Origin of the sequence: Novosphingobium mississippiense (assembly GCF_044029535.1) — a bacterium.
In the GTDB taxonomy this organism is placed as follows: Bacteria; Pseudomonadota; Alphaproteobacteria; order Sphingomonadales; family Sphingomonadaceae; genus Novosphingobium.
In genome coordinates, this window is record NZ_CP147001.1 from 495,617 (window position 1) to 513,230 (window position 17,614).

Annotated in this window: 17 protein-coding genes, 1 tRNA gene and 1 pseudogene; 11 read left to right on the forward strand and 8 right to left on the reverse strand. The window is 64.2% G+C overall.

All coding sequences use genetic code 11. The features are described from left to right. Positions 1 to 68: 68 nt before the first annotated feature. Both WBP06_RS02315 and WBP06_RS02320 read left to right on the forward strand, forming a co-directional pair. Positions 69 to 476 (forward strand): NADH:ubiquinone oxidoreductase subunit NDUFA12, encoded by a 408-nt coding sequence (locus WBP06_RS02315; RefSeq protein WP_395331476.1) that lies wholly within the window; start codon positions 69 to 71, stop codon positions 474 to 476. Positions 477 to 724: 248 nt separating this feature from the next. Then, positions 725 to 907: pseudogene (locus WBP06_RS02320) on the forward strand (DUF2155 domain-containing protein); the annotation flags it as partial. A gap of 35 nt (positions 908 to 942) precedes the next feature. Here the strand turns inward: WBP06_RS02320 and aat are convergent. Continuing rightward, positions 943 to 1,746: a leucyl/phenylalanyl-tRNA--protein transferase gene (gene aat / locus WBP06_RS02325; RefSeq protein ID WP_395333994.1), complete on the reverse strand. Its 804-nt coding sequence runs from the start codon at positions 1,744 to 1,746 to the stop codon at positions 943 to 945. 177 nt (positions 1,747 to 1,923) lie between these two features. Here aat and WBP06_RS02330 point away from each other — a divergent pair. From WBP06_RS02330 to nusG, 4 genes are all read left to right on the forward strand, one after another. Then, positions 1,924 to 1,999, forward strand: a tRNA-Trp gene (locus tag WBP06_RS02330). 298 nt (positions 2,000 to 2,297) lie between these two features. Beyond that, positions 2,298 to 3,860, forward strand: a complete 1,563-nt coding sequence (locus WBP06_RS02335; protein WP_395331478.1) for a hypothetical protein — start codon at positions 2,298 to 2,300, stop codon at positions 3,858 to 3,860. 145 nt (positions 3,861 to 4,005) lie between these two features. After that, positions 4,006 to 4,203: a preprotein translocase subunit SecE gene (gene secE, locus WBP06_RS02340; RefSeq protein WP_395331480.1), complete on the forward strand. Its 198-nt coding sequence runs from the start codon at positions 4,006 to 4,008 to the stop codon at positions 4,201 to 4,203. Between the two features lie 23 nt (positions 4,204 to 4,226). After that, positions 4,227 to 4,763: a transcription termination/antitermination protein NusG gene (gene nusG, locus WBP06_RS02345; RefSeq protein WP_395331482.1), complete on the forward strand. Its 537-nt coding sequence runs from the start codon at positions 4,227 to 4,229 to the stop codon at positions 4,761 to 4,763. A 96-nt stretch (positions 4,764 to 4,859) separates the two neighbouring features. Here the strand turns inward: nusG and WBP06_RS02350 are convergent, their stop codons facing one another. Continuing rightward, positions 4,860 to 5,564, reverse strand: a complete 705-nt coding sequence (locus WBP06_RS02350; RefSeq protein WP_395331484.1) for a GNAT family N-acetyltransferase — start codon at positions 5,562 to 5,564, stop codon at positions 4,860 to 4,862. Positions 5,565 to 5,698: 134 nt separating this feature from the next. Between WBP06_RS02350 and WBP06_RS02355 the strand changes: the two genes are divergently transcribed. The 3 genes from WBP06_RS02355 to rplA all read left to right on the forward strand — a co-directional run bounded on the left by WBP06_RS02355 (position 5,699) and on the right by rplA (position 8,062). After that, positions 5,699 to 6,742 (forward strand): acyltransferase family protein, encoded by a 1,044-nt coding sequence (locus tag WBP06_RS02355; protein ID WP_395331486.1) that lies wholly within the window; start codon positions 5,699 to 5,701, stop codon positions 6,740 to 6,742. A gap of 182 nt (positions 6,743 to 6,924) precedes the next feature. Continuing rightward, positions 6,925 to 7,356 carry a 50S ribosomal protein L11 gene (gene rplK, locus WBP06_RS02360; protein ID WP_395331488.1) on the forward strand — a complete coding sequence of 144 codons (432 nt, stop codon included), beginning with the start codon at positions 6,925 to 6,927 and terminating at the stop codon, positions 7,354 to 7,356. 4 nt (positions 7,357 to 7,360) lie between these two features. Next, positions 7,361 to 8,062, forward strand: a complete 702-nt coding sequence (gene rplA, locus WBP06_RS02365; RefSeq protein ID WP_395331490.1) for a 50S ribosomal protein L1 — start codon at positions 7,361 to 7,363, stop codon at positions 8,060 to 8,062. A gap of 35 nt (positions 8,063 to 8,097) precedes the next feature. Here the strand turns inward: rplA and WBP06_RS02370 are convergent, their stop codons facing one another. Both WBP06_RS02370 and WBP06_RS02375 read right to left on the reverse strand, forming a co-directional pair. Further along, the gene (locus WBP06_RS02370; protein WP_395331492.1) at positions 8,098 to 8,484 is read right to left on the reverse strand and encodes a hypothetical protein; all 387 of its coding nucleotides are present in this window, start codon (positions 8,482 to 8,484) and stop codon (positions 8,098 to 8,100) included. Between the two features lie 200 nt (positions 8,485 to 8,684). Next, positions 8,685 to 10,238, reverse strand: a complete 1,554-nt coding sequence (locus WBP06_RS02375) for an arylsulfatase (RefSeq protein ID WP_395331494.1) — start codon at positions 10,236 to 10,238, stop codon at positions 8,685 to 8,687. A gap of 410 nt (positions 10,239 to 10,648) precedes the next feature. On the opposite strand from WBP06_RS02375, the gene WBP06_RS02380 reads away from it, so the two are divergent. Continuing rightward, positions 10,649 to 11,497 carry a TauD/TfdA dioxygenase family protein gene (locus WBP06_RS02380; RefSeq protein ID WP_395331496.1) on the forward strand — a complete coding sequence of 283 codons (849 nt, stop codon included), beginning with the start codon at positions 10,649 to 10,651 and terminating at the stop codon, positions 11,495 to 11,497. Between the two features lie 14 nt (positions 11,498 to 11,511). Here WBP06_RS02380 and WBP06_RS02385 read toward each other — a convergent pair whose 3' ends face one another. From WBP06_RS02385 to rimO, 4 genes are all read right to left on the reverse strand, one after another. Beyond that, positions 11,512 to 12,051 carry a hypothetical protein gene (locus WBP06_RS02385; RefSeq protein WP_395331498.1) on the reverse strand — a complete coding sequence of 180 codons (540 nt, stop codon included), beginning with the start codon at positions 12,049 to 12,051 and terminating at the stop codon, positions 11,512 to 11,514. Continuing rightward, positions 12,041 to 12,802 carry a competence/damage-inducible protein A gene (locus WBP06_RS02390; RefSeq protein ID WP_395331500.1) on the reverse strand — a complete coding sequence of 254 codons (762 nt, stop codon included), beginning with the start codon at positions 12,800 to 12,802 and terminating at the stop codon, positions 12,041 to 12,043. Before WBP06_RS02390 ends, WBP06_RS02385 begins: the two co-directional genes overlap by 11 nt. Positions 12,803 to 12,890: 88 nt before the next feature. Further along, entirely contained in the window at positions 12,891 to 14,342 is a 1,452-nt protein-coding gene (locus WBP06_RS02395; protein ID WP_395331502.1) for a serine hydrolase domain-containing protein, read from the reverse strand. A 1,106-nt stretch (positions 14,343 to 15,448) separates the two neighbouring features. Beyond that, a complete protein-coding gene (gene rimO / locus WBP06_RS02400; protein ID WP_395331504.1) occupies positions 15,449 to 16,828 on the reverse strand; it encodes a 30S ribosomal protein S12 methylthiotransferase RimO in 1,380 nt (459 codons plus the stop codon). A gap of 372 nt (positions 16,829 to 17,200) precedes the next feature. Here rimO and WBP06_RS02405 point away from each other — a divergent pair, with 372 nt between their 5' ends. Further along, positions 17,201 to 17,593 (forward strand): DUF1761 domain-containing protein, encoded by a 393-nt coding sequence (locus WBP06_RS02405; protein WP_395331506.1) that lies wholly within the window; start codon positions 17,201 to 17,203, stop codon positions 17,591 to 17,593. Positions 17,594 to 17,614 lie beyond the last annotated feature (21 nt).

Sequence of the window (17,614 nt, forward strand, 5' to 3'; positions counted from 1 at the left end):
GGCATAACTGTCGTTTTCGCGCGGGAACATGCTTGGCATCGGCGTGGAAGGGCGCTAACGCGCAGCCCATGGGAATCCTGACCAAGATCTTCACCTGGTGGGACGGCGCCACCATCGGCACCTCGCTCTGGAGCTCGCGCAATGGCGAGCACGTCGGCACCGACGCGCAGGGCAACAAGTACTATCGCTCGAAGTCCGCCAAGGTGCGGACGACCGAGGGGTACGAACGTCGCTGGGTAATCTATGCGGCCGCCAACGACGCCAGCAACGTCCCCGCCGAATGGCACGGCTGGCTGCACCACAGCTATGACGGCGTTCCCGAAAGCCACCTGCCGCCGCCGCGCATCTGGGAAGTGGACTACACTCCCAATGCCACCGGCACCGGCGCCGCCTATCGCCCGCAGGGTGCGCTCGAACGCGGTGGCGTGCGTGCGCCGGCCACCGGCGATTACGAGGCCTGGTCTCCCGAAGCCTGAGGGACGCGCCAGTGAAGCGGGTCTTCGCCTACGCGCCGATTATCGCCTTGCCGCTGGCGCTGGCCGCCTGCGGCAAGGGTGAACCCGCGCCCGAGGCGCAGGACACCTCCATCCCCGATGCCATCGCCGGCATGCAGGCCGGCCCCGCGCAGGCGGCGCAGGGCCAGCAACTGGGCACGCCCAACAAGGACCGCGTGGTCACGCTGGGCGTCCTCAACAAGCGCAACAACCTGACGCAGGACCTGGTGATGAAGCCGGGCGAGGCCAAGCGCCTGGGCAACCTGGTCGTCAAGGTTTCCACCTGCGAGAAGTCGCTGCCGTGGGAGCGTCCTCAGGAAGAGGGCGCCTTCGTGCAGGTCTTCGTGGAAGAACGCGCCAACGCCAACGAGAAGCTGGCCTGGCACAAGGTCTTCTCGGGCTGGCTGTTCAAGAATTCGCCTGCGCTCAACACGGTGCAGCACCCGGTCTATGACGTGTGGGTCAAGAGCTGCGCGATGACCTTCCCGGGCGAAGAGGCGTTGCCGCCGTCGGCAACCAGTTCCAGCAGCGCCGCGAAAGCATCGGGCAAGGCAAGCACCGCGCCGTCTTCCTCCGAAGCCACCAATTCGGCCACGGCTGCGCCGGTGACCGCCCCGACGCCATCCGCATCGCCTTCCCCTTCGGGCGATACCGCCGACTGAGCCTGCTGCAGCAGGCTCAGGTAGCGCTTCTGCGGCATCTCCACCGCGCCCAGCGAGGCGAGGTGCGGGGTCATGAACTGGCAGTCCAGCAGGGTCGTGCCGCCCAGGCGCAGCGCCGCCACCAGCCAGGCCAGCGCCACTTTCGAAGCATCGGTTTCGCGCGAGAACATGCTTTCGCCGCAGAACACCCGATCGAAGCCCACGCCATAAAGCCCGCCCACCAGCCTGCGCGCGCCGTCTTCCTCGCGCCAGACCTCGATCGAATGGGCTTGCCCCATGAAGTGCAGGTTCTCGTAACTGGCCTGGATGCGGTGGCTGATCCAGCTGCCCGATTCGTCGTCGCTATCGGGACGTACCTGCCGCGGGGCGGCGCACGCCTCCATCACCTCTGAAAAGGCGGCGTTGCAGGTAACGGTGAAACGGCCGCGCCGCAGCGTTCGCGCCAGCGAATGCGAGAGGTGGAAACCGTCGAGCGGAAGAATCGCCCGCAGGCGCGGCTCTATCCAGAAAATCTCCGGATCGTCGCGGCTGTCCGCCATCGGGAAGATCCCGCTGCGGTAGGCGAGCATCAGAAGCTCCGGCTCGATCATGCGTGTGGAACTGGGGGCGTGCACGTGTCTGGTCTGATTGAGAGGGCAAGGCTTCAGCGTGCCTCTACCGGTGGTCGGAATGCAAGTCGGGAATAGGCCTGTGGATTAAGTTCTGCAGTATCTGCCGTAATCCCCTTGTCATCCTGCGGAACAGTGTCTAGAGGCCAGCCCGCCCGCAGGAGTGTAGCTCAGTTGGTAGAGCATCGGTCTCCAAAACCGAGGGCCGTGGGTTCGAGTCCCTCCACTCCTGCCAGCATCTTCCTTCGCCGGAACGCGCTGGAAAACAAAGGCCCCGGACAATTCCGGGGCCTTTGCGCGTTCAGGGCGAAGTGATTCGCGTTCGGATCACGCGTGGGCCGGCAGGGCCATTGGCGGGCAGGGCCCGTCTTCGCATTTGCGATAAGCCGCAAGCCGCGATACCGTGATTCGCTTTGCCGATACCGCGATTGCGGTTAGGCGCGCTCAAGGAGGGGCCGCGTCTGGCGATTCGGGCACCCGTGGAGAATTCGGCAAGCTTGCCGATCTCCCGCCCCGTTGGGCACCAGACTGGCTTGAAGTCGGGAAAGATTACGCCGCAGATGCACGGTACCGCGCAACCGCAGACCCAGGACCTGTTCAAGACGGCGGCCAGTCGCTTTGGCAGCCGCTTCCGCCTGCCGACGATGGATCGCGGGCTGATGTTCGCGCTGGCCATGGCGGTGCTGGCGGCATTGCCCGTGCTGGTCGCCTGGGCCCCGCAGATGACCGACTATCCCTCGCACCTGGCGGGATACAAGGTCGCGCTCGATCACGGGCAGGACCCGTATCTGACGCGCTATTTCCGCTTCAACTGGGAATGGACCGGCAATCTCGGCGTCGAACTGCTGATGGTGCCGATGACGCCGATCTTCGGGCTGGAGCAGGCCGGGCGCATCATCGTCGCGCTGATTCCGTTCCTGTCGGTGCTGTCCGTCCATGCCCTGTGCCGTTCGCTCGGCCGCAAGATGGGCGTGGGACCGATCCTCTCGCTGGCGATGATCTGGTCGCCCTCGCTGCTGATGGGCTTCGTCAACTGGTCGCTCTCGGTGGCGCTGGCGCTGTTCGTCTTCGCGGCCTGGGTGAAGCTGGAAGGCAAGCCATGGCGTTGGGCGGCGATGGTGCCGGCCAGCTTCGTCGTCTGGCTCAGCCACGTGTCCGGCTGGGGCGTGATGGGCGTGCTGATCTTCGGCTACGAATGGAGCCACCGGAAAAGCTGGCGCGACTGGCGCCCGTTCCTGAAGCCCTGGCCGCTGATCTTCCCGCTGCTGCCGATGCTGATGGGCATGGGCAGCAATTCCAAGGTTTCCTACGGACGCTGGGTGCTCGATTACAAGTGGAGCATCCTCTACAAGTCGATGCGCAGCTTCGACTACACGTTCGATATCGCCAGCCTGTGGATCGTGCTGGGCGTGCTGGGCGGGGCGCTGGCGCTGCGCAAGATCGACGGCCGCTTCGGCTGGGCCGCGCTGATCCTGTTCGTGCTGACGCTGATCGTGCCGCGCCAGATCTTCGGCGGCGACTATGCCGACTATCGCCTGTCCACGATGGCGCTGATGGTGGCCTGCCTCGCGATCGACTGGAACCTGCCGCGCTGGGCGGTGCGGGGGGCGACCGCGCTGTTCGTGGCGCGCACGCTGGTGACCACGGCGGTCTGGTACCAGGACGCGCAGACCGCGCGTGAACTGATCGCCGCGCTGGACAAGGTGCCGGAAGGCGCCCGCGTCGCTACCGCCGTGGCGATCCCGCGCAGCCAGTGGCGCTTCGGCCCGTTCGAGCATTTCGGATCCTACGCCGTGGTTCGCCGCAGCGCGATGGAGAATTCCAACTTCGCGCTGCCCGATGTGCACATGCTGTCGATGCGCGATCTTTCCTATCGCTTCGCAGATCCGACGCAGCGGATTCTCTATTCGCCGCAGCAGCACATCGATCTGCGCACGTTCCCGCCCGCGCGCCATGCCGATTACCTGTGGTATATCGGCACGATCAAGCCGGTGGCGCTGCCCGATGGCGCGCGCGTGCTCTATTCCAGCTCCAACTCGTTCCTTGCACGTCTTGCCGATCCGGCAGACCTTGCAAATCAGGGCGACGGGCGCTAAGTCGCGCTTTCCTTCCGACATACGGATCTTATCTGCCCCTCCCGGTCTAGGCCGGGGCGGCGATGAGCCCTAGGCGGAAGCCACGAGACTTTTTCCCGCCCGGAATGCCTTTCGGGCACCAGGCAGAGACGCGAGTACGACTGACATGGCCAAGACCACTCCGGGCGAATTCTTCCGCCAGGTGCGCACCGAAGCCTCCAAGATTCACTGGCCCTCGCGCCAGGAAACGGTGACGACCGCGATCTTCGTCGGCCTGATGACGCTGCTGCTGGCAGTGTTCTTCCTGGGCATCGACGCATTGTTCGGCTGGATCGTCAGCTCGCTCCTGTCGCTGATCGGCTGAAACCAGACAACGAAGAGAGAACCATGGCCCGCTGGTACATCATCCACGCCTATTCCGGCTTCGAGAACAAGGTGAAGGAAGCCATCCTCGCCGAAGCCGAACGTATCGGCCTCTCGCAGCTCGTCGAGGACGTGCAGGTCCCGCATGAGACCATCACTGAGGTCAAGCGCGGCAAGAAGGTCCAGGTCGAACGCAAGACCATGCCCGGTTACGTGCTGGCCAAGCTGACCCTGAACGACGACGTCTACCACCTCGTCAAGAACACCCCGAAGGTCACTGGCTTCCTGGGTAACAACAGCAAGCCGCAGGCGATCAGCGAGAGCGAGGCCGCGCGCTACTTCGGCGCCGCCGAAGCCGCCGCCGCCGCTCCGCGCAAGCAGGTCAGCGTCGATTACGAGATCGGCGATTCGGTCAAGGTGCTGGACGGCCCGTTCGCCAGCTTCAACGGCATTGTCGAGGAACTCGATTTCGACAAGAACCGCGTCAAGGTCTCGGTCTCGATCTTCGGCCGCGCGACGCCGGTCGACCTCGACTTCGAGCACGTCGAACTCAGCAAGTAAGCCGGGCCGCTTCGCTTCGGCGGAGCAGTCGGTACGAAAAAGGGGCGCCTTCCACTCGGAAGGCGCCCCTTTTTCGTACCGGCCGGGTGGGTCAGCTCAGCTCCGGGGCGCGTAGATCGTCAGGCTGACCCGCGCGCGTTCCACGAAGCCCAGCTTGCGGTAGAGCGAGAGGGCAGCCTCGTTGTCGGCATAGGAATGCAGGATCGGTGTGCGTCCCCCGTCGAGGATGTCCGCTGCCACCCGGCGCGAGAGCAGGCCGGCAAGCCCGCGTCCGCGCGCATCGGGATGGGCGCAGACCGCGCTGACCTCGATGAAATTGCCGGTCCGGGTGCGCTGTCCGGCCATGGCAAGGAGGCGGCCGCCTTCCTTGATCCCCCAGAAATCGCCCAGTTCGCCGGTGCGTGTGCCGAATGGGCCGGGTTGGGTCAGCGTGGCGAGTTCCAGCATTTCCGCATGGTCCTGCCGGTCCAGCGGCGCAATCCGCGAATCGCGCGCCGCTTCGGCAATGGCCTCCAGCGCCGCGGTTTCACCGGCGAAGATCATCTGCACGCCAAGTGCGGATTTCACGAGGTCGATGCCGGGTACTTCCACCGGCTCTCCCGGTTGCATCAGCGCCAGCGGCCCGTGCGCATTGGCCAGCGCGGCAAAGTCGGCCAGGCTTTCGGCCGAAAAATCGCGCACAGCGGCCAGCGGGCCGATCTCGGGATGGAAGCGGCGGGCGTTCTGCGTGCCCAGCGCGAAACGTGCCTGTTCGCCGGAAAGTGCGGTCCAGATCAGGTGGTCGAGTTCGGCATTGTCCATGGCGGGTCGTATGGCGAGGTGTAAACACGGTGTGAAGGCGCAATTATCGGCCTTTTAACCCTGAGCCTGTAATAATCCCGGCGATGGGGATTTTCGCGACCTTGAAAGGAGAGGCGACAGGGCCGGGCGGACGCTTGACGCGTCTCGACGGTCTGCGCGGTCTCGCCGCCTGCGGGGTGGCGCTGCTCTACCACCCGCAGTCGCTGTTCACCTCGGATGTCAATGAAGCGCTGCCTGGCCTGTTGCGCTGGTTCCAGCACTGGGGCTGGACGCTGGTGGACCTGTTCTTCCTGATCTCCGGCTACATCTTCGCGCACGTCTACCTGGTCGAGCGCGCACCCGGGCAGGGTTATGCCCTGAGACGGAGCACGATGGGATCGTTCGCCGTTGCACGGGTTGCACGACTTTATCCGTTGCATCTGGTGATGCTGCTGGTCTGTGCATTGGCGTTCCTGGGCGATCCGAACAACACCCCGCTCGCCTTCATGGCGAACCTCTTCATGCTTCAGGGGTTCGTCGGCACCGTGGGCCAAAGCTTCAACGGGCCGAGCTGGTCGATCTCGGTGGAATGCCTGTGCTACGTGCTCTTCGCGCTGGGCGCCGTCGGCGGCAGGCGGATGCTGCAGCGGGTGACCGTGCTGGCGATCGCCGGTGCCTTGCTGCACTTCGCGCTGCAGGGCAGGGCGGGCGGCCCCTGGGTGGGGGATGGCCTTCCACGCGGCCTTCTGGGCTTTTTCCTAGGCCAAGTGCTCTGGCATGCGCGGGCGCGGCTGCGCCATGCGCCCACCGCGCTGCTCGTCTGCCTGATGGCGATCGGCATCGCGCTCGACATGGGGCGGATGAGTTCGCTGCTACCGCTCAGCCTGCTGGCCTGGCCGGCATTGCTGCTGCTGGCCCTGCGGCTGAAGTTCATGGGTTCGGTGCCGATGCGCTGGTTGGGCGATCGGTCCTACGCGATCTACCTCGTCCACTGGCCGATCCTGCGCCTGTTTGAGGGGCATTATGGCCCGATCTCGGGCGGGATCGGCACCTGGTTTGCAGTGACGCTGGGCTTCGGCGCGTTGGTTCTGCTGGTGTCCGACCTTTCGTTCCGCTATCTCGAAACACCGGCGCGCCGCGCTGTCCGTGCCGTGTGGCAGCGTCACGCCGAAACCCGGCGATCCGCGCAGGCGGCGTGAAGCGGTTCGGTTCGCCGGGCTGCATTCCGTCCTTTTCTTTTCATCCGATTTCGGTTAGGGGCGCGCCCTTCGGAGCGGCTTCGTGCTGCCCGATTCCCTGCGGGAGGATGCCCCGGCGTCCGTAAGACCGCTAAACATGAGCATCTGCCCGGCAGGTGCGAAAGTGTGAAAGGAGTGGCCACATGGCCAAGAAGATCGAAGGTTACATCAAGCTGCAGGTCAAGGCCGGCAGTGCCACGCCGTCCCCGCCGATCGGCCCTGCGCTGGGTCAGCGCGGCGTGAACATCATGGAATTCTGCAAGGCGTTCAATGCCGCCACGCAGGAGCTCGAAAAGGGCATGCCGATCCCGACCATCATCACGGTCTATGCGGATCGCAGCTTCACGTTCGTCACCAAGACCCCCCCGGCGACCTTCCTCATCAAGAAGGCCGTGAACCTGAAGTCGGGCTCGAAGGAGCCGGGCAAGATCAGCGCCGGTACCGTCAAGCGTTCGCAGCTTGCCGAGATCGCCCAGGTCAAGATGGCCGACCTCAATGCCAACGACATTGATGCCGCCACCAAGATCATCGAAGGTTCGGCCCGCGCGATGGGCCTGCAAGTGGTGGAGGGCTGATTCCATGGCCAAGGTGACCAAGAAGCAGAAGTCGCTGACCGAAAAGCTCGGCGAAAACCTCAAGCACTACCCCGTCGCTGACGCGCTGCAGACGCTGCGCGACCTGAAGACGACCAAGTTCGACGAAACCATTGAAGTCGCGATGAACCTGGGCGTTGACCCGCGTCACGCCGACCAGATGGTTCGCGGCATGGTTTCGCTTCCGGCCGGCACCGGCAAGACCGTTCGCGTCGCCGTGTTCGCCAAGGGTGACAAGGCTGCCGAAGCCCTCGCCGCTGGCGCCGACAAGGTTGGTGCGGAAGACCTCATGGACGACATGCAGGCCGGCAACCTCGACTACGACCGCGTCATTGCCACCCCGGACATGATGGGCGTCGTCGGCCGTCTCGGTAAGCTGCTGGGTCCGAAGGGCCTGATGCCGAACCCGAAGCTGGGCACGGTTACCCCGAACGTCACGCAGGCCGTGAAGGACGCCAAGGGCGGCCAGATCGAGTTCCGCGTTGAGAAGCAGGGCATCATCCACGCCGGCATCGGCAAGATGTCGTTCTCGGACGCCGACCTGCTGACCAACTTCAGCGCGTTCGTCGATGCGATCGTCAAGGCCAAGCCTTCGGGCTCGAAGGGCAAGTACGTTCGCAAGATCTCGCTGTCGTCGTCGATGGGCCCGGGCCTGAAGATCGACACGACCGATATCGCCGGCGCGTAAGCACCGGTTGGCGATATCGCCGGCGCCTGATTTCTTCAGGAACCGCGAAACGGATAGAAGGGCCGGGGGGAAACCTCCGGCCCTTTTTCTTTGTCTTTGAGGGAGAGCCGCCGAGAGGTTGAAATCCTGTCGACATCCCCGCGAAAGCTGGGATCGTCGTCGGCAGGATGTACGCTTTCACGCATGGGCGGCTGGACGTACAGTCTCACCAATAGCCCTCGCGGCGTGTCGTACATCGGCGTCACCAGCAATCTCGCCGCACGCATGATGCAGCAGGGTCGGTCTTCTGCCGAAAATACGGCCTGACAAGACTGGTTCCGATCGAGGAACACGCGGAGATCACGACGGTAATTGCGCGTGAAAAAGCGCCCAAGGCTTGGAACCGGGATTGGAAAATTCAACTCGTCGAGCAGCAATCCCACATGGCGCGATTTCTTCGATTGCCTTGTCCGAGGGCGAGGCGTTTGACCGAGGGCGATTCCAGCTTTCGCTGGGATGACGATGGAGGAGGATGACGCGAACGTGGCTCGCACTTCCATCTCTGGTGGCATTGAAGAAAGGGCCGGAAGGATCGCTCCTTCCGGCCCTTTTCATCGGCAGCGGGGTTGCTGCCTGCCGGTCGTCAGTTGCTGCTGGCGGCCGGGTTGTCGAGCTTGGCCATCGCCGCTTCCAGCGCTTTGTGCATGCTCAGCGTATCGGCTGCCTGGCGCGGCGGATAGGCTTGCAGGCTCTTGAGGTGGGCCGCCAGGTACGGCGTCGCCGCGGTGGGCGCCCACAGCTTGGAGGCGAAGAACTTGCGGCCGATGTAGCCCCATTCGTGGCTTTCGGGGTCCATCTTCTCCATCGGGTCCATGCGCAGGTTGAAGATGTAGGGCACCGAGGGATAGCTCTTGGCATTCCACCACGAGCCTTCCTTCTTCACGCCGATGTGCATCTTCCAGTTGCCCACGCGCACTGCGGTCAGTTCGGTCTCGTCATAGTAGTAATAGGTCATGCGGGCCGATTTCTCGGTCTTGCCGGTCCACGTGTCGAGCTGGTTGAACCCGTCAAGGTGCACCTTGTAGGTCAGTTCTCCGGTCAGCTTGGTGCCTTCCAGCAGCTTTTCCTTGATGTCCGGCATGCCGGCCGCAGCGGCCAGGGTGACGTAGACGTCCTCGTGGTTCTGCAGCGCGTTGCTCTTGCTGCCGGCCGGGATATGGCCGGGCCAGCGCGCCAGCATCGGCACGCGCACGCCGCCTTCCCAGGTGGTGCCCTTTTCGCCGCGGAACGGGGCATAGCCGCCGTCCGGCCAGAGCATCATCTCGTTGCCGTTGTCGGTGGAGTAGATGACGATGGTGTCGTCGGCCAGGTTGTTGTCGTCCAGCCACTTCAGCAGCACGCCGATCTGCTCGTCATGCTCGATCATCTTGGCGCGGACCACGTCTTCCTCGGCGCGGCCTTCGTCCACGGCCATCTGCTTGTACTTCTGCTGGGGGTGCGAGAAGATGTGGATGGCGGTGGTGTTGAACCAGCAGAAGAACGGGCCTTCCTTGTTGCGGTCCAGCCAGTCGATCGTCTTTTCCAGCACTTCGCCGTCGAAGGTTTCCATGCGCTTGCGGGTCAGCGGGCCGGTGTTCTCGATCTTCTGCTTGCCGCGTACGCCGAAGATGCCGTCATCGGTATCGTCATGCGTGTCGGTGGCCCAGGCGTGAAGCACGCCGCGCGGGCCGTACTTCTTCTTGTATTCGGGATCCTTCTGGCCCGGATAGTCCAGCTCCTCCGGCTCTTCCTCGGCGTTGAGGTGGTAGAGGTTGCCGAACCACTCGTCGAAGCCATGGACGGTGGGCAGGAAGTCGTTGCGGTCGCCCAGGTGGTTCTTGCCGAACTGGCCGGTCTTGTAGCCCGCCACCTTCAGCACTTCGGCGATCGTCGGGTCTTCCTTCTGGATGCCGCGCGGCGATCCGGGAATGCCGATAGTGGTCATGCCGGTGCGAACCGGAAGCTGGCCCATGACGAAGGCGGCGCGCCCGGCGGTGCAGCTGGGCTGGCCGTAGTGATCGGTGAAGATCATGCCTTCCTTGGCGATGCGGTCGATGTTCGGGGTGTCCCCCATCATGCCGTGGGTATAGGCGCCGACATTCCACATGCCGATGTCGTCACCCCAGATGACAAGGATATTGGGTTTTCCGTTGGGCATCGGGACTCTCCTTCTCGCCAGCGGTCTGGCAGCGAGCAGGTTGGAGGCTACCGATGCTCCCCTGAGGCGATATCGGGGTTTCCCCCTAAGAGCGGGAGAGGAAGTGACCAGCAGGGGTGTTGGAGGCATCCGGTTGGCGCAACGGTTTCCTACAGGCCCGCCCGCAGGCATGATCGCCATTGCAACCGCTCCTTGAAATCGTTGGAATTCGGCGTGTCAGGCCGCTTCGGAAACGGGGGCGGGATTTGGCTTCAGGATAGTGTCAACCGTGTCAACCTGACTGTCACCTTGCGGTGCGGGAACGGCATTTTCGGGGCAACGACGCATCCCTTGTGCGATCGTGTGCGATTGCCAAGCGGTGCGTTGCGCTGTACATGTGTTCAGCATAACGAAACGGGAGAGGCGGCCAGATGGCTATCCGCTTTGAAGACATCAAGGAACACATCGGATCGCGCGTGGTCTGGGACGATCGCGCCGACGTATTTACGCCTGAAGCGGCCAAGGCGATCCGCGCGAAGGTGGAGGAGCGCACCGTGGTGGTGTTCCCCGAACTGAACCTGACCGACGCCGAGCAGCTGGAAATCACCAACCTGATGGGCGAGAAGGTGCGCCTGACCGCGCGCAACAACGTCCAGTCGAATGACGAGGATGTCTATCAGGTCACGCTGGACGAGAAGATCAACCCGCAGCCCGAATATGTGCTGGGCACCTTCTTCTGGCACATGGATGGCATCACCGTGGACATGCCGCCTCCGTTTGCGACGCTGCTGTCCTGCCGCATCGCGCCAGACAAGGGTGGCGAGACGGAGTTTGCCAGCACGTACGCGGCCTACGAAGGTCTGCCGGACGAAGAGAAGCGCGAACTGGAAGGCATGAAGGCCGTCCACTCGGTGCGGGCCAGCCTCTCGCCGATTGCCGATGCGATCCCGGAGAAGCACCGCGAGAAGGTGCTGGGCATCGGTCTGATCAAGGAGCATCCGCTGGTGTGGACACACGAATCGGGACGCAAGTCTCTGGTGATCGGCACGACGGCGGACCACATCGTCGGCATGGAAGTGCCGGCCGGTCGCGCGATGCTGATTCGCCTGCAGGAATGGGCGGCGCAACCCGCTTACTCGCTGCGGCACAAGTGGACCAAGGGTGACTTCGTGATCTGGGACAATACCGGCGCGATGCATCGGGCGATCCCCTATGACAAGTCGACCGGCCGCATGATGCACCGCACCTCGATCGCCGGGACCGAGGCGGTAGCAGCGTAACGGCGCAGCTTGATCTATTTCTCCAGCGCCTCTCGCTGGTAGCATTCGACGACGAGGCTGATCGGTCTCCCGTCCGGCAGGCGCAGCAGCGCCCGGTGCGTCAGGAACGTGCCGGGCGGGCAGCCTTCAAGGCGTCCGTGTCGCGATTCGAGCCGTTCCCGCGTGAAGTGGAGCGGGGCGACGACTTTGCCGAACGGCGTATCGGTAGTGGCCAAGGTGGCGTTCATCGCGTCGGTCAGCCGCGCGGGCACGAACCAGTTGTGCGCTTCGGACAGGGTCACGCCATCACAAGTGAGGCGGACGTGGCGATAGCCGAGCGGTTCCTCGCCACTGGCTTCCAGCAGCGCCCGCGCGTCTGAGGGGAGGGCGGCGTCCTCGCCCTTCACCGGCTTGGCGGTGACCACCGGCGCGTCGGCGCTGCGGTGCAGGGCGCACCATTCGCCCAGCGCGGCGGTGGCGCTGTCGTTGCTGGCCAGCAGGCGTTCGAATTCGGCCTCTTGCGGCGCAGCGCCGGCAAGAAAGATCGGGGCGAGGGAGATGAGGCTAAATCCCACCCGGCACGGCCGCCTTGCCCAGTGCTGCCAGCCCTTCGACCAGCGTGCGGGTGCAGGCGGCAAGCTGGTCGGCATCGACCGAACGAATCACGAAGTTGGCACCGGTGCGACCTTCGCCCCAGAACGGGTAGGAGCCGATCTGGCAGCCTGCGAAGGCTTTCTCCGTCTCGCGCAGCAGGTCCGCCACTTCGCTTTCGCCCACCCAGCAGCCGACCGTTTCGGACAGCAGCGGCGCGCCGCCGTCCAGCGTGCCGGTCAGCGCGTCCAGCATGCCGGCGGTGATGCTGGGCACGCCGGCCATGATGAAGACGTTGTCGTAACGGATGCCCGGCGCGCCGGTGTAGCGGTTGGGGATCAGGCTGGCGCCGTCCGGCGTGCGCGCCATGCGCAGGCGCGCTTCGGTAAGGCCGCCGCGCGTCTCGTAATAGGTTTCCAGGATCGCCCGCGCTTCCGGATGGACGATCACCGGGACACCCAGCGCCTCGGCAATGGCGTCCACGGTGATGTCATCGTGCGTCGGGCCGATACCGCCGGTGGTGAAGAGGTAATCGTTGCGCGCGCGCAGCAGGTTCACCGCCTCGACGATGGCGGGCGTATCGTCCGCCACCACGCGCACTTCCTTCAGGCGGATGCCCTGCACCTGTAGCCAGGTGGCGACCTGGGCAATATTCTTGTCGTGGGTTCGGCCCGAGAGAATCTCGTCACCGATAACGACGAGGGCGGCGGTGTAGATACGCGACGAATCGACCATCCGCCTTGGCTAGCCGACCCGACGGGACACCGCCACCCGCCCGACGGCGTTTGTGCCGTCAATCGTCAGCCCGACGGCGTTTCTGCCGTCAATCGTCAGAAGGCATTACGATGAACTGCTCCCACGCGCCCTTTGCGCCGGGGTCTGCGTAAGTGGAGACTGCCAGTTTGCGCATGCCGAAGGTGGCGGTGAAGGTGCGGTTGACGAAACCGCCGCGCAGCTTGGGCTTGCCGGCTGGTTCGAAGGCGGTCAGCGGGCCCAACGGCGTCAGGCTCTCGCGATAGTCCTTGCGCACGGCGGCCGAGAAGTAGTCCTGCGCGTGGGCGGTGAAGTGCGCAGCGTCGAACTTGCCGGCGATCAGTGCTTCCAGTTCGGCGCGCGCGTCGGCGGTGCGCGGTGCTTCGCCGCTGTCGAGCGGCAAGTCGCGCGGCATGACGATATCGGCGATTGCGGAGGTGACGGAGCCGGTCACCGAACCGAAATCGGCATTGGTCAGGACGACGATGGCGACATCGCTGTCGGGATACATCGTGGCCTGCGAGAGGAAGCCCGTCGATTCGCCGCCGTGGTTGATGATGCGGCGCCCATCGGCCGTGCGGGTGAAGACGCCGAGGCCGTAAGCGCTGTTGGTGCCGTCTGCCAGGATCACCGGGGCTTCCTGCTCCGCCCAGTCGGCAGCGGGCAGCAGGGTGCGGTGGAGGCGGGCGATATCCCAGCGCGCCAGATCGGATGCGGTCATCGAGATTTCGCCGGCCGCCCAGAGCCAGCCCGAGGCAGGTGGCGTGGCCGGAACCACCGGGCCGAGGGCATAGCGGTGATAGCCCTGCGGGAATCCGGGCTTGTTGGTATCGTCCAGCTTGAGCGGGTGGAGGCCGAGGGGCTGGAACAGCTCACGCTCGAACTGCTGCCACAGTGGGGCGCCGCCCGCTTTCTCCGCAATCAGGCCGGCAACGACATAGCCGGTGTTCGAATATTGCCAGCGCGTGCCGGGCTTGTAGTCGAGCGGGGCAGTGCCCCAACGCTTGACGATCTCCGCCGGCTTTACCGGGGTGCGCATGTCGACGAAATCGTAGTCCTGTGGCCAGAAGTCGCGCAGGCCCGAGGTGTGTGACAGCAACTGACGGATCGTGATCTCGTCCCCGCCGGAAACGCCGGTCAGGTACTGCGAGACCTTGTCGTCCAGCGAGAGCTTGCCCTGATCGCGCAGCTTCAGGATCAGCGCGCCCAGGAACTGCTTGGAGTTGGAGGCGATCTGGTAGGGCTGGTCGGGCCGCGCGGGCATACCGTCTGCCGCCTTGCCCCAGGCCTTGGCCAGCACGATCTGGCCGCCGCGCGCGATGGCGACTTGGGCAGAGGGCACGCCGCTGTGGGCGAGGGCCTTGGTCACGGCCTCGTCGATCGCCTTTTCCTGCGCAGGCGTGAGCGCGGCACTTGTCGAAGCGGCAGCCGCCGGTTGCGGCGCGGGAGCGGCGGCAAGGGTGGTCGGCGTGAGGATGAGGGCGCCGGCCGTGAGCAGGCGGGTGAGAACGGTGCGATTCATGGCGCGACGCTACAGCGAAGCCCGGCAAACTCAATGCCAAGGCTGCGCGGAAGCGGGGCAAAAAGAAAGGGCCGATCCGAAGACCAGCCCGTGAAAGTTTTTGGGAGAGGATGCCTGAAAGGCCCGATCCTTATGCTGCCAGACAGGTTTTGCTGCAAATGCGAAAAAATGGAGCATGATTGCATAGTGTGCAACTCATCGCTGGGGCGAACCAGCGGAACTGCGTGCATTCGGCTTGAGGCATTTGCATTCTCCAGCGGTTTTCGCGGGTTTGAGCGTGCCGGAGGGCGCGTCGTTACATGCGCGCGAAGGGCCGGCGCTTCATGCGATGGGTAGGCGCCATGCGTATGGGGCTACCGTCGCGGACATGCCGTGGAAGAGGTGTGCGCAATAGCCTTGCCGAAAGCTGGTCGGGCTGCGGGCAAAAAAGAAGGGCCGGTCCGAAGACCAGCCCCTTGGAAAGTTTTTGGGAGAGGATGCCTGAAAGGCCTGCTCCATATGCTCGCCGGACCGATTCTCCGCAAACGCGAAAAACTGGAGTGTAGTTGCAAGAGGTGCAACTTAGGCTTGGGAAAAATCCCGGAAATGCGTGGAAGTGGTTTGAATGAATTGCATTTCCGCCGTCTTTTGACGGATTAATGGATGATCCTGGTCACTGCGGTGGATGCGTTGAAGGATCGCGAGCGACGTTCCCAGAGCACGAAAAATTCGCTGACCATCCAATCAGTCCATCCAAGTCGTCATCCCCGCGAAGGCGGGGATCCGGCTTCCTTCTGCGGGGCGTGGTGGAAGAGAGCAGGGACCCCGCCTTCGCGGGGAGCGACGAAATGTTCGGGGCAGCGTTCAGTGGCTATAGGTGAGGGGCGCTTTCCGGACCGGGCACAAGCCCAGGAGTGCTGCGCGCGCAAGCTGACCGGGGTAATTGGCGCACGCGTGCAGCAGGCAAAAAAGAAGGGCCGGTCCGAAGACCAGCCCCTTGGAAAGTTTTTGGGAGAGGATGCCTGAAAGGCCCGCTCCATATGCTGTTGCGATCGATTCTCCGCAAACGCGAAAAAATCGCCCCCGATTGCAAGACTTGCAACTCTAGGGCGCAGAACCGATCGGGATCAACCCTGGGTCAATGCGCCGTAAAGGTCGTGCTCGTCGGCATCTTCGACAAGAACGTCAACGATATCACCGACTTGCAGATCGCCTACATTGCGCAGGAAGACATTGCCGTCGATCTCCGGCGCATCGGCCTGCGAGCGGGCGGTTGCACCGATTTCGCCGTCTTCGTCAGGCTCACCCACTTCGTCGATGATCACCGGGATCACGCGGCCTACCTTGGCCTGAAGCTTGGCGGCACTGATCGCGGCGGTCTTTTCCATGATCCGCGCGTAACGCTCTTCCTTCACCTCTTCCGGAACAGGATTCGGCAGGTTGTTGGCGGAAGCGCCCTCGACGGGTTCGAAACGGAACGCGCCCACGCGGTCGAGCTGGGCTTCGTCCAGCCAGTCCAGCAGGTACTGGAAATCGTCCTCCGTCTCGCCGGGGAAGCCGACCACGAAGCTGGAACGGATGGCGATATCCGGGCAGATTTCCCGCCACTTGTGCAAGCGTTCGAGGACCTTCGCTTCGTTCGCCGGGCGCTTCATGGACTTGAGAACCGACGGCGCCGCGTGCTGGAAGGGAATGTCGAGGTAGGGCGTCAGCAGCCCTTCCGCCATCAGCGGGATTACCGCGTCGACGTGGGGGTAGGGATAGACATAGTGCAGGCGCACCCAGGGGGCGCGGCCTTGCGCATCCTTCAACTGGCCCAGTTCGCGGGCCAGATCGGTCATGTGGGTGCGGACCTCATGGTCCTTCCACATGCGCGTTTCATGCCGCACGTCCACACCATAGGCCGAAGTGTCCTGGCTGATCACCAGCAGTTCGCGGGTGCCGGCCTGCACCAACTTTTCCGCTTCGCGCAGTACCGCGTCGATACGGCGGCTCGCCAGCTTACCGCGCAGCGACGGAATGATGCAGAAAGAGCATGCGTGGTTGCAGCCTTCCGAGATCTTCAGATAGCTGTAGTGGCGCGGCGTCAGCTTCACGCCGGCTTCGTCGTAGATCTGCGGGATCAGGTCGACATAAGGCGAAAGCTCGGGCGGGGCGGCGTCGTGCACGGCCTCCACCACGGCTTCGTACTGGTGCGCGCCGGTGACGGCCAGCACATCCGGGAAGCGGGCGCGGATCACGTCAGCCTCATTGCCCATGCAGCCGGTGACGATCACGCGGCCGTTTTCGGCAATGGCTTCACCGATCGCGGCGAGGCTCTCTTCCTTCGCGGAATCGAGGAAACCGCAAGTGTTGACGAGCACGACATCGGCGCCGGCATAGTCCGGGCTCATCGTGTAGCCATCGGCGCGCAGGCGGGTGAGGATGCGTTCGGAGTCGACAAGCGCCTTGGGACAGCCGAGGCTGACCATGCCGACCTTGGGCGGGGAGGGGATTTCAATAGCCATAGGAATGGCGCGCCCGATACTCCGATTGTGCCCCGGAGTCACGAATTGAATGGAATCCGGGCGAGTCGGCTTGCGGCCGCCGGGCCGCGGTGGCGCGCAAGTCATGGAAATTGCGTTCGCAAGGGGCCGAGTTGCGGGCACGGCGCCCGATGATCGAATTCACCAAGGCGACTGTCGTGAGGCAGGGCGGCGGGTGTTTTCGTTCAAAAAGCGGCAATTCAAAAAGCGGCAATTCAAAAAAGCGGCAAGGGGGGATTCGCGTGCGTTGCTGCGCGGATCGCTTGCGAGAGTTCCGCCGTACCACTACGCCGGTGGCATCAGGATGCGGCGGGCGCGGGTTGTGCCTGTGCCGCAGGGACGAAAGGGTGTGCAATGGGTCCGGTGAACTGGCTGGCGGTGTTCCTTGCGGCGGCGCTGGCGATTGCGGTGGGAATCGTGTGGCACGGGCCGATGTTCCGCACCGGGCGGCAGCTGTTTCCGGGCAATGCGCAGCGCACGGCCAACTATGGCGTGGTCGGGCTCGTCATGCTGGTTTCCTCGATCATGCTGGGCCATAACTTTGCGCGGATCGGCGAGGCGACTTTGGCGGCGAAGCCGTGGCTCTATTTCATGCAGACGGGGGGTGTGGCCATCGCCTTCGTGATTCCGGCGGTGTGGTTGACGCACTTGCGCCTTTCTACGGAGCCGCTGAAGCGCGTGGTCGACTGTGCGTTCTGGCTGGTGGCCTATCTGGCCATGGGGCTGGTGTTCTGGGCGCTGGCTTGATTGGAGCTTGATCGATTGGGG

Excerpts from the sequence above, each read along its gene's own strand:
- WBP06_RS02315 (WP_395331476.1), top strand. The coding sequence starts at position 69 with ATGGGAATCCTGACCAAGATCTTCACCTGGTGGGACGGCGCCACCATC.
- aat (WP_395333994.1), bottom strand. The coding sequence starts at position 1,746 with ATGATCGAGCCGGAGCTTCTGATGCTCGCCTACCGCAGCGGGATCTTC.
- secE (WP_395331480.1), top strand. The coding sequence starts at position 4,006 with ATGGCCAAGACCACTCCGGGCGAATTCTTCCGCCAGGTGCGCACCGAA.
- nusG (WP_395331482.1), top strand. The coding sequence starts at position 4,227 with ATGGCCCGCTGGTACATCATCCACGCCTATTCCGGCTTCGAGAACAAG.
- WBP06_RS02350 (WP_395331484.1), bottom strand. The coding sequence starts at position 5,564 with ATGGACAATGCCGAACTCGACCACCTGATCTGGACCGCACTTTCCGGC.
- rplK (WP_395331488.1), top strand. The coding sequence starts at position 6,925 with ATGGCCAAGAAGATCGAAGGTTACATCAAGCTGCAGGTCAAGGCCGGC.
- rplA (WP_395331490.1), top strand. The coding sequence starts at position 7,361 with ATGGCCAAGGTGACCAAGAAGCAGAAGTCGCTGACCGAAAAGCTCGGC.
- WBP06_RS02375 (WP_395331494.1), bottom strand. The coding sequence starts at position 10,238 with ATGCCCAACGGAAAACCCAATATCCTTGTCATCTGGGGTGACGACATC.
- WBP06_RS02380 (WP_395331496.1), top strand. The coding sequence starts at position 10,649 with ATGGCTATCCGCTTTGAAGACATCAAGGAACACATCGGATCGCGCGTG.
- WBP06_RS02390 (WP_395331500.1), bottom strand. The coding sequence starts at position 12,802 with ATGGTCGATTCGTCGCGTATCTACACCGCCGCCCTCGTCGTTATCGGT.
- WBP06_RS02395 (WP_395331502.1), bottom strand. The coding sequence starts at position 14,342 with ATGAATCGCACCGTTCTCACCCGCCTGCTCACGGCCGGCGCCCTCATC.
- rimO (WP_395331504.1), bottom strand. The coding sequence starts at position 16,828 with ATGGCTATTGAAATCCCCTCCCCGCCCAAGGTCGGCATGGTCAGCCTC.
- WBP06_RS02405 (WP_395331506.1), top strand. The coding sequence starts at position 17,201 with ATGGGTCCGGTGAACTGGCTGGCGGTGTTCCTTGCGGCGGCGCTGGCG.